Here is a 9,305-nt window from a genome sequence, read left to right as displayed (position 1 = left end):
GTGTTGCCACGTCTATCACTCCTGGTCTCCTGCTGCTCAACAAAGCAGCAGGTTAGGGTTAGTACGTGGGTCAGATTTAGATGGAAATCCTGGGGGTTAGTGGGTCACTTCTGCGTGGAAATCAACAGATTCGGGACTTTAGAGCGGATATGTCCGATATTTGTATATTTTTTTCGGACTTATGACAAACTGAACGGTTCGATCCGGCTCAACCAGAGCGGCGGGCGGAGATTTCCGTCCGTGAGGCAACAAGTCCGGCGTTGGCCCTTCAGCCTGGATTGAGGGCGATACCGCTACCCCGAGGGATCGTTGGCGACTGCCGGATCGCGCCTATGCCAGATCCTTGACTGTTGCCAGCGGGAGGAAAAGTGTCCTCGGGGCGCTTGGCATGGCAATGAATCCATGGTGCCGATAGAAGGATGCTGCGGCATCATCCTTGGCATCCACGACAAGGGCGTAGGCAGCGATCTCCGCGCGGGCTGCCCGGCCCAACGCGTCGGCCAGCAGGGCTGCGCCCAGGCCCGCGCCCTTGAACGTCTTTGCGACAGCCAGCCTTCCCATGCGAACGACGGGCACAGATGGATAGCGCGGCAGTTTCTTTCCGGTGGCCGCCGGCAGGTCATGGAGCAGCACGCTGGACGATGCCAGGGTGTAGTAGCCCGCGATCCGCGGTGCATCGTCGCTTGTCACCGCCACGAAGCACGCGGTGACGCGGCGGCGGATGTCCTGGGTAGCTTGCTGCTGGAGGTAGCGGTTCAGTTCCGCAGAATCGCTATCGAAGCTGGCGCGGTCATGTGATGCATCCAGCAATGCCACATGAAACGGAGCTGCCTTGCTCATTCAGAGCGCAGCAGCTTGCGACGGCGGGTAAATGCACGCTTGAGGGCCGGCGAGACCTTGGGAGGAGAAAGCAGCGCCTGGGCGAAGCATTCCTGGTCTGCCAGCGACAGGCGGATCACTTCGGCTTGGGCGATGGCGTTCTGCGCGGCATCCTGCACCGCAGCAACCACGAAGTCGGTCATGGTGCGGCCCTGCAGTTCGGACGCGCGCTTGAGCATCGCATGCAGGTCGGTGCTGATGCGGGCTTCCAGGCGGGCAGTGGCGGCGGATGTCAAGGCGGTGCTCCTCTCAGATGGAGATGTGATTGTACGGCAGATTGCCGGATTCAATCTGGCTATGCAGATGATGACCGACGAGCAGCAAGGGGCGATGCAACCCGTCATGGTTTCATCCGATCAGAGCGTCACGCCACTCCCGCCTCTTGCTGGACTTGACTTTCTTCTCTCTGAGCTCGTCCATATAGTCGGCTCATGTCTGCATCATCACGCACCGTTCGGAAATGAACTCCATGCGGTTGTAAGCTCGCCCAGGCTGTCCTTCACGACATGTGCGAGTTGTGCCTCGATGACGGCTTCCGGGATGTTGAGACGCTCCGCCAGCATCGTTCGCGCCGTGGCCTGAAATCCGTGCGTGTCCCGGTACTTCGTCAGCGGGGAAGCCCATCGCTGCGCCTTTTGGTCGGCACGTTGAGGTAGACGGTGATGTGTGCAGCGCGTATCCTGTCGCAATTCCGCGTACAAGACGCACCCCAACTCCAGCCTCTAAAATAGCTTTCCGAGGGACTTTCCCCAAATTGTTCCCTCGGATCTCTATCAATTTTTCAAGAGGCTGCCCTCATGCTGGATAAACAATCTTTTGGGATTGGGTCCCAGTTCTCGAAGTAGGCGCGGACCTTGTCGCCGCGATGGGGTGCGTTGCCTGGGGTGAAGGGCAGGGACAGGGACAGCGCGCGTCCTTGCTCCGATCGTGTCCAGGCGAAGTCGTACTGCAGCGTGTCGGGGGCATGGGGTGTCAGGCTCCAGGTGCCGACGAAGACGCCGTTCATCCAGAGGTCCAGGGAGCGCTTGTGCGAGCGGCGTCCCATGGCTCACCAGCTTGGCTTGTCGGTGGCTGCGCTGCCTGATGCCGGCGTGGCGTCGGGAGCCGGCTTGTCGAGCACCATCTCCACGCCGAGGATCCCCAATAGCTTCAGCAGCCGCGCTGCGCCGATGTTCTCGGCATTGCGCTCCAGCGCCGAATAGGTCTGCTGGGTCACGCCCAGGCGCAATGCCACACCACTCTGCGTGAGGCCAGCCTCCTTGCGGAAGGCCTGCAGCAGAGCGGGCAACTGATCTGCCGTACGTACCGTAAATCCAGGCATACAAATCTAAAGATGTATTTGGAATTTACGCACTATAAGCAGTAAATATGTTTTACAGCTTGAGACTTGTAATTTGAAAATCGTGACCCAATGGGTACCGCGCTGCACTTGGCCTTGCCGTTGATGTGTGGGTGTAGCGCCGTGACCTGCAGGTACACCGTTGTTAGTCATCAAGCGTTCGATGCGCACGGTCAGACTCTTTGTCGTAGCGCAGTGCCGCTAGCGAGAAGGCGCAGGCGCTCTTGGCTGCCTCATCAGCCGCTGACGCGCTCGTAAACGCTCCTGTTGTGTGCATCAGGGGTGGTGTTGCGCCGAATCTCTGCCAGGCCGCAAGATGGCCCCCGCCTTCTCCAGCGCCGTGATCGCATCATCATCCATGCCCAACTTGCGCAGAATTTCCTCGGTGTGCTGTGCATGCCTGGGGGCGGCGCTTCCGGCGTCGGCCCGCTGGCCGTTGAACTTCACGGGCTGGCCAATGGATTGCAGTTTTCCGTAGTTCGCACTGTCGTAGTCGAGTATCAGCCCGCTGGCGAGCGTGTGCGGGTGGGTCAGGACCTCTTGGAACGTGTTGATCTGCGTGCACGGGATGCCCTCGCGGGTCAGCGTCTCCACCCACTCCGCGCTGCTGCGCTGGCCGATGATGTCCTGCACCGTGGCGATCACCGCATCGCGGTTGCGGACGCGGTCGGCGTTCGTCCGGAAGCGCGGATCGCTGGCCATGTCCGGGTGCCCCACCGCAGCGCAGAAGCGCAGCCACAACGGCTCGCTCGCGACTCCGATGAGAAGGGGCTTGTCTGCGGCCATGAAGTTCTGGTAGGGGCACAGCGATTCGTGCGCGCATCCGAATCGCTGGGGCTCCGTGCCCTTTTCCCAGTACGACTGCATCATGTAGCCCAGGAAAGCGACGCCTGTATCGAACAGCGAAACGTCGATGCGGCAGCCTTCGCCGGTATTTCGCTTGTGCAGCAACGCCGCGAGGATCGCGCTCAGCGCATGCATGCCCGTGCCCTGGTCCACGGGAGAGTAGGGCGCGCGCACGGGGCCGCTGCCTGGCTCGCCCATGATCGACACCATGCCTGTGAAGGCCTGCAGGACCATGTCATAGCCCTTGCCATGCGACAGCGGGCCCGTGCGGCCGAAACCGGAGACGCTGCAGTAGATGAGGTCGGGCTTGATTGCCTTGAGCGAGTCGTAGTCGATCTGCAGCTTTTCCGGCACGTCCGGCCCATAGCTCTCCACCACGATGTCGGCCGTCTTCACGAGCTGGCGGATGACTGCCTGCGCCTGCGGCGTCTTCAGGTTCAGTGCCAGACTGCGCTTGCGCCGGTTGGCGTACACGAACACCGCGCCATCGCCTTCGCGGAATGGCGGCCAGCCGCGCGTGTCGTCGCCGCGGCTGCAGTCCTCCACCTTGATCACTTCCGCGCCCAGGTCCGCGAGACCCTGGGAACACAAGGGTCCCGCCAATACCTTGCTGAAATCCAGGACCTTCACGCCCGCAAGTGGCTTGATACTCATATGGCAGCCTGCCTGTTTCGTTGGTTTGCCTGGCGCGCGGTGTTAGTAGCGCCCACCGGAGACGTGCAGTACATCGCCTGTGATGTAGCCTGCATGTTGCGATGCCAGAAAAGCGACGGCCTGGGCGACATCGTCGGGATGGCCGATGCGCGGCACGGGCGTGTTTCCTTCCGCCAGTTCCTTGATTTTCGGGAAATGCGGCAGGTTCAACACGGCATCGGTGGCGATGATGCCCGGCGCTATCGCGTTGACCGTGATGCCGTTGCGTCCATGCTCGAGCGCCATGGCCTTCGTGAATCCGATGATCCCCGCCTTCGCCGCGGAGTAATTGGCCTGCCCTGGATTGCCCAGGTGCGCCCGCGAGGAGATGTTGAGGATGCGGCCCCAACGCTTTCCGGTCATGTGGGGAATGGCTTCGCGCGTGCAGAGGAATGCCCCCTTGAGGATCACGTCCACCACGGCGTCCCAGTCGTTCACGCTCATCTTGGTGATGCGCATGTCGCGCGTGAACCCTGCGTTGTTGACCAGGATCTCGACAGGCCCCCATTCCACCATGACGTGAGCGAACAGGTTCTGGATGGACGTTTCGTCCGTGACGTCGGCCTGGCATGCCATCGCTGAAGCGCCGCCTGCGCGCAGCCCTCCGGCCACTTGTTCCGCCAGGGCGATGTTGACATCGCAGACCACGACCCGCGCGCCTTCGCCGGCAAGTGTTCTGCATGTGGCGGCACCGATGCCGCCCGCGCCTCCGGTGACCAGCGCCACCTTTCCTTCGATACCCAGGTTCATTTTTTCGCTTTTCAGGAGTCAGGGCGTGTTCGAGAATTCGCCGTATTCAGTGGGCATGCTGCGCTTCCGTGGCGGCGGGCGCATCGTTCAGCACGCCGCTTTCCAGGAGTCGGCCGATGCGCGCCCCGTCGATGCCCCAGGCCGCCAGCGCGCCATGCAGGTCTGCGTTGGCTGCCCTGGGTGGCGCGGGGATGCCCGTGGGCGTGGCGCTGAAGCGGGGCGCGGGGGCCGGCTGCGTAATACCGTCTATCTCCAGGAAAACCTGGCGAGCCTGGTTGTGCGGATGCCGGGCCACCTCTGCCATGGACAGCACGGGGCTGACGCAGGCATCCGTGCCGTCGAAGATGGCTTGCCATTCGTCGCGGGTGCGCGTGCGGATGCGCTCCGCGATGCGCGCGCGCAGCCGTTCTTCCGGTTCGTCGGCTTGAACCGCAATGCCCAGCAGCGAGAAGAACTCCTTGCGGAACTTGGGCTCGATGGGAGCGACGCCGATGTACCGGGCGTCCGCGCATTCATACACGTCATAGAAATGGCGCCCCGAGTCGAGCATGTTGGTACCGCGTTCGTCGCTGTGCATGCCCGCCGAGCGCAGGCCGAAAAACGAGGTCATCAAGGTGGCCGCGCCATCGAGCATGGCAGCGTCCACCACCTGCCCGCGTCCCGTGGCCCGCGCGTGGGTCAATGCCGCAAGCAGGCCGAAGGCCAGCAGCATGGCGCCGCCGCCGAAGTCGCCCACCAGATTGAGTGGCGGCGTGGGAGGCTGGCCTTTGCGGCCAATGGCATGCAGTGCGCCGCTGAGCGCGATGTAGTTCAGATCGTGCCCGGCGCTGCGGGCCAGTGGTCCGTCCTGGCCCCAGCCGGTCATGCGGCCATAGACCAGGCGGGGGTTGAGGGCGAGGCAGGTATCCGGCCCGAGGCCGATGCGTTCCATGGTGCCGGGACGGAAGCCTTCGATAAGGATGTCCGCGCCGGCGATGAGTTGCCTGGCCAATGCAAGGCTGTCCTCTCGCTTGAGGTCCAGGGTGATACAAGAGCGGTTGCGCAGTGTCGTGTGGTATTTCAGCGGCCGCTCGATGCCCACGTCGGATGGGCCGGGCCTGTCGATGCGCAGGACCGTCGCACCCAGGTCCGCAAGCAGCATGGCGCCCATTGGCGCGGGGCCTATGCCTGCAAGCTCTATGACTTTCACTCCTTCCAGCGGACCCATGCGCGCTCCTTGTTGGTCGTGTGGTTTGGGCGCGTCGGCGGCAATGCCGCGAACGCCTCGCCCGGCCGGTGTCACTCGGCGAGGAACACCGCGTTGATCTTGTCGCGCACTTCACGCAGCCAAGGGCCGCATTCGTTGCGCATGAATGTCTCGGACAGAAGGTACGCCGGTCCGCCGAGGTTGAGCGCGTAGACGGTTCCGCGCACCGGATCGACCAGCGGGACGGCCACTCCATGGATTTCCTTCTGCCAGTCGCCCAGCGACAGGCAAAAGCCTTGTTGCGCCACTTCGCGCATGGCCTGGTCGATGCCATGGCGCACCGCGGGCCACTCCGATCCATATTGCGGAGCGAGTTCCTTCAGCAGCTCCTCCCGCTCGTCGTTGGCAAGGGCGGAGAGATAGGCGCGGCCCATGGCGCTGGTGGCCATGGAGATGCGCGAGCCGGGAAAGAGCCTCAGCCCGACCAGGCCCGAGCCTTCGCAGGTCTCGGCATACAGCATCATCGAGCGATCGCGCATGCCCAGGCCCACATTGGCGTTGGCGCGCTGGGCAAGCTCTTGCATGAGCGGCAGGGCAACGCGGCGCAGGGAGATGCGCGCCAATGCCGTGTGGCCCAGCGTCAGTGCGCTGCCGCCCAGGTCGTAGGTTTCCGTGCGTGCATCGAAGTGCAGGTAGCCCATCTTGGTGAGCGTGTGCGTGAGCCGCGAGATCGTGGCTGGGGGAATGCCCGTGCGCTCGGCCAGTTCCTTGTTGCCAAGTGCCGGGTCCTTGGCCTTGAACGCGGAGAGCACGCGCAGCCCGCGCGACAGCGCCACGACGAACTGGCGGTCTTGCCCCTCCTCATCGCCGGCGCCATCTGCCGCATCCTCGGCTTTGCGGTGCTTGCCGCGGCGCATCGTGTCCACCTTGGCGAGGCTTTGCTCCTTCGGCCGGCGTGGCCTGGCCTGGGCCGGCGCGGCGGCGAGCGGTGGCGTGAGAGCAAGTGTGTCTTCGTTGCGCATGGCTGGAATTCAAAGGGTGCGTGGCCTCGCCGGGAGCCATGGGGCTGGCGGGGACGGATGCAATCAGTCTACTGTCGCTCCGGAATTCACGACCGCCTGCTTCCAGCGGGGGGCTTCGGCCTTGAGGAATTTGCCGAAGTCGGATGGTGTGAAGCTGCGCACGAACAGGCCCAGGCTTTCGAGCTTGCGCGCCATCTCCGGTTCGCGGATGACATCCACCAAGGTTTGATGGAGCGTGTCGACGACGTTCGCAGGCATGCCTTTCGGGCCGAACATGCCGATCCAGACGCTTGCCGTGACGTTGGGAAACCCGGATTCGCCGACGGTCCGCACCTGTGGAAATTCGGCCAGGCGCTTGCTGTGGCCGACGGCAAGAAGCTTGAGCTTGCCCGCTTGCACATGGGGAATCGTCACGGGCATCGTGTCGAAGGCAACGTCGGTCTGCCCGCCCATCAGATCGGCCATCGCGCGGGCGCTGCCCGGATAGGGAATGTGGACGATGCGTGCGCCGCTCTCTTTCTTGATCGATTCCATGGTGAGGTGCGCCGTGGTGCCGTTCCCGGGCGAGGCATAGCTGAGCTTGCCGGGATGGGCCTTGGCGTAGGCGAGCATGCCCTCGAGGTCGTTGAACGGCATGTCGGGCCGTGCGACCAGGACCAGCGGCAGGTCGCCGATCAGGTTGACCGGTGTGAAATCGTCCAGGCCGTAGGGCAGGTTTTTCTGCAGGTACAGATTGGTCAGCACGGCGCCCGTGGCGCTCAGGGTCACGGCATAGCCGTCGTTGGGCTGCTGCATCAGATAGCCCATCACGGCGCTGCCGCCTTGACCGGGCTTGTTCTCTACGACGATGGGCTGTCCCAGTTTCTGGGCCATGCGCTCGGCGATCATGCGCGCCACGGTGTCCGTGGCCTGCCCAGGTGGAAAGCCGACGAGAAAGCGGATGGGCTTGGACGGGTACGGCCTTTGGGCGAGGGCGCTGCCCAGGGGCAGGCCGCCAGCCAGGAGCAATGCGGCAAGTCGGGTCAGATGGGCTCTGCGATGCATGGGTTTCTCCGTGGACGGTTGTCTGCTGGCGGCTGTCAGTGTTCGATGGCCGTGCTGCGGCGCTTGAGCAGGTATTTCTGCGATCCGTCCATGACCAGTACGCCGTTCTGGTTGCGGATCTCGATGGCCAAGGTGATCACGCCCGTGGTCCTGCCGGGCCTCAGGTCGCTGACGACCAGCGTGCTGTAGAGCGTGTCGCCGACGTACACGGGCGCCAGGAAGCGGCTTTGCTGTTCGATGAAGCCCTTCATGGCGTCTTCGGTCACGTGGGGAAACAGGCCTGCGCCCGCGGCGGCCTGGATCAGCACCTGGTAACCATGGGCCAGCATGTGTGGCATGCCGTGCGCGCGGCAGTATTCCACGTCGTAGTGGATGGGATGGTTGTCGCCGCTGGCCAGTTGGAACGCCGCAAACAGTGCGTCCGTCATCGTGCGGGAGGGCAGGACGAAGCGCTCTCCGGGCTCGAAATCGTCGAAGTATTTTTGCGCGCACATGCGGTGCGACCGGGGGTCGAACGGCCTGCCGGCTTCATTGTGTGTGTCCAAGGTGTGCCTCCAGATTGCTTGTCCATCGGGTCGGGTGTGAACTGTCTCAGGCCGTCCTCTTTTTGTCAATATTGCGGAAATTGTTTTTGCAAATATGGAATTGAGCAAGGTTTTCTGGCGAAGATCCCTTGCATTCACGATGGAGTTTCGCCATTTCCTAAATTTGCAGAAATAAATTCTGCAAAATTGGATGTGAAATGGACAGCGATGTCTTTGTGGTGGGGGGCGGGATGACCCCTCTGGGCAAGCACCTGACGTGGACGGTCAAGCAGCTCACGGCCCATGCGGTCGATGCCGCGTTGGAGGATGCGAATGCGGGCAGGGAGCGCGTGCGGGCCGCCTGGTTCTGCAATACCCGCCAGGGCGCGCAGGAAGGCCGGCATGGCGTGCGCGGGCAAGCGGCCTTGCGTGCCTATGGCTTCGAGGGCATTCCGATTTTCAACACGGACAACGCCTGCGCCAGCTCCAGTTCGGGGCTGATGCAGGCGTTCGCCTCGCTGCGCGCGGGCATCCGTGACGTTGCGCTGGTGGTGGGCGCCGAAAAAATGAACCATCCCGAACGCCGTGAAGCGATGTTCGAGGCCTTCAAGGGCAGTTGGGGCAGGGTCCTGGCCGATGCGCACATGGCGCAGTTGCTGGTCATGGGCGAAGGCCTTGAACTGCCCGAGGAGGCGATGCAGCCGGGCTGCACCGAGCGTTTGGTGTAACTGCGGTTTCTGCGACTACGGAGATGCCGGCGCCCTGGTGGAGCGCGGTGCGACAAGGCTTGGCGGACGACTGCCCATCAACGTCTCGGGTGGATTGCATTCGAAAGACCATCCCATCGGCGCGACTGGTGCAATCCAGATCCGAAATCTGGCCGTGCAATTGCGTGGAGAAGCCGGCGCATCCCAAGTACAGGGAGCGCAGCTGGGTCCCGCGGAAAACGGTGGCGGCTTCTATGGGCTGGAAGAGGCCGCGTGCGTGGTGACGATACTGGAGGCGCCGAATCGATAGCAGCC

At 63.3% G+C, this 9,305-nt stretch carries 12 protein-coding genes and 1 pseudogene; 2 read left to right on the top strand and 11 right to left on the bottom strand.

The window, feature by feature from the left end:
• Positions 1 to 330: 330 nt before the first annotated feature.
• The 11 genes and pseudogenes from ACX12L_RS13935 to ACX12L_RS13885 form a co-directional block, all read right to left on the bottom strand.
• Entirely contained in the window at positions 331 to 840 is a 510-nt protein-coding gene (locus tag ACX12L_RS13935) for a GNAT family N-acetyltransferase (RefSeq protein ID WP_459263136.1), read from the bottom strand.
• Entirely contained in the window at positions 837 to 1,115 is a 279-nt protein-coding gene (locus tag ACX12L_RS13930) for a type II toxin-antitoxin system TacA family antitoxin (protein ID WP_459263135.1), read from the bottom strand. The genes ACX12L_RS13935 and ACX12L_RS13930 overlap by 4 nt, the downstream gene beginning before the upstream one ends.
• Before the next feature lie 193 nt (positions 1,116 to 1,308).
• Positions 1,309 to 1,509, bottom strand: a pseudogene (locus ACX12L_RS13925) (integrase); the annotation flags it as partial.
• 151 nt (positions 1,510 to 1,660) lie between these two features.
• The gene (locus ACX12L_RS13920; protein WP_459263134.1) at positions 1,661 to 1,885 is read right to left on the bottom strand and encodes a HipA N-terminal domain-containing protein; all 225 of its coding nucleotides are present in this window, start codon (positions 1,883 to 1,885) and stop codon (positions 1,661 to 1,663) included.
• A 42-nt stretch (positions 1,886 to 1,927) separates the two neighbouring features.
• On the bottom strand, positions 1,928 to 2,200 hold the full coding sequence (locus ACX12L_RS13915) for a helix-turn-helix domain-containing protein (RefSeq protein ID WP_459263133.1): 273 nt from the start codon (positions 2,198 to 2,200) through the stop codon (positions 1,928 to 1,930).
• A 294-nt stretch (positions 2,201 to 2,494) separates the two neighbouring features.
• A complete protein-coding gene (locus ACX12L_RS13910) occupies positions 2,495 to 3,694 on the bottom strand; it encodes a CaiB/BaiF CoA transferase family protein (RefSeq protein WP_459263132.1) in 1,200 nt (399 codons plus the stop codon).
• 66 nt (positions 3,695 to 3,760) lie between these two features.
• Positions 3,761 to 4,507 carry a 3-oxoacyl-ACP reductase FabG gene (gene fabG, locus ACX12L_RS13905; RefSeq protein WP_459263131.1) on the bottom strand — a complete coding sequence of 249 codons (747 nt, stop codon included), beginning with the start codon at positions 4,505 to 4,507 and terminating at the stop codon, positions 3,761 to 3,763.
• 46 nt (positions 4,508 to 4,553) lie between these two features.
• On the bottom strand, positions 4,554 to 5,714 hold the full coding sequence (locus ACX12L_RS13900; RefSeq protein ID WP_459263130.1) for a CaiB/BaiF CoA transferase family protein: 1,161 nt from the start codon (positions 5,712 to 5,714) through the stop codon (positions 4,554 to 4,556).
• 71 nt (positions 5,715 to 5,785) lie between these two features.
• On the bottom strand, positions 5,786 to 6,715 hold the full coding sequence (locus ACX12L_RS13895; RefSeq protein ID WP_459263129.1) for an IclR family transcriptional regulator: 930 nt from the start codon (positions 6,713 to 6,715) through the stop codon (positions 5,786 to 5,788).
• 63 nt (positions 6,716 to 6,778) lie between these two features.
• Positions 6,779 to 7,603 (bottom strand): Bug family tripartite tricarboxylate transporter substrate binding protein, encoded by an 825-nt coding sequence (locus tag ACX12L_RS13890; protein ID WP_459263139.1) that lies wholly within the window; start codon positions 7,601 to 7,603, stop codon positions 6,779 to 6,781.
• A 191-nt stretch (positions 7,604 to 7,794) separates the two neighbouring features.
• Positions 7,795 to 8,253, bottom strand: coding sequence for a MaoC family dehydratase (locus ACX12L_RS13885; RefSeq protein WP_459263138.1), 459 nt, complete (start codon positions 8,251 to 8,253; stop codon positions 7,795 to 7,797).
• 248 nt (positions 8,254 to 8,501) lie between these two features.
• Here ACX12L_RS13885 and ACX12L_RS13880 point away from each other — a divergent pair, with 248 nt between their 5' ends.
• Positions 8,502 to 9,011 (top strand): thiolase family protein, encoded by a 510-nt coding sequence (locus tag ACX12L_RS13880; RefSeq protein ID WP_459263128.1) that lies wholly within the window; start codon positions 8,502 to 8,504, stop codon positions 9,009 to 9,011.
• Positions 8,920 to 9,300 carry a thiolase C-terminal domain-containing protein gene (locus ACX12L_RS13875; protein ID WP_459263127.1) on the top strand — a complete coding sequence of 127 codons (381 nt, stop codon included), beginning with the start codon at positions 8,920 to 8,922 and terminating at the stop codon, positions 9,298 to 9,300. The genes ACX12L_RS13880 and ACX12L_RS13875 overlap by 92 nt, the downstream gene beginning before the upstream one ends.
• Positions 9,301 to 9,305 lie beyond the last annotated feature (5 nt).

The organism is Alicycliphilus sp. T452 (genome assembly GCF_054512775.1).
This window is presented reverse-complemented; position numbering and strand designations above follow the sequence as displayed.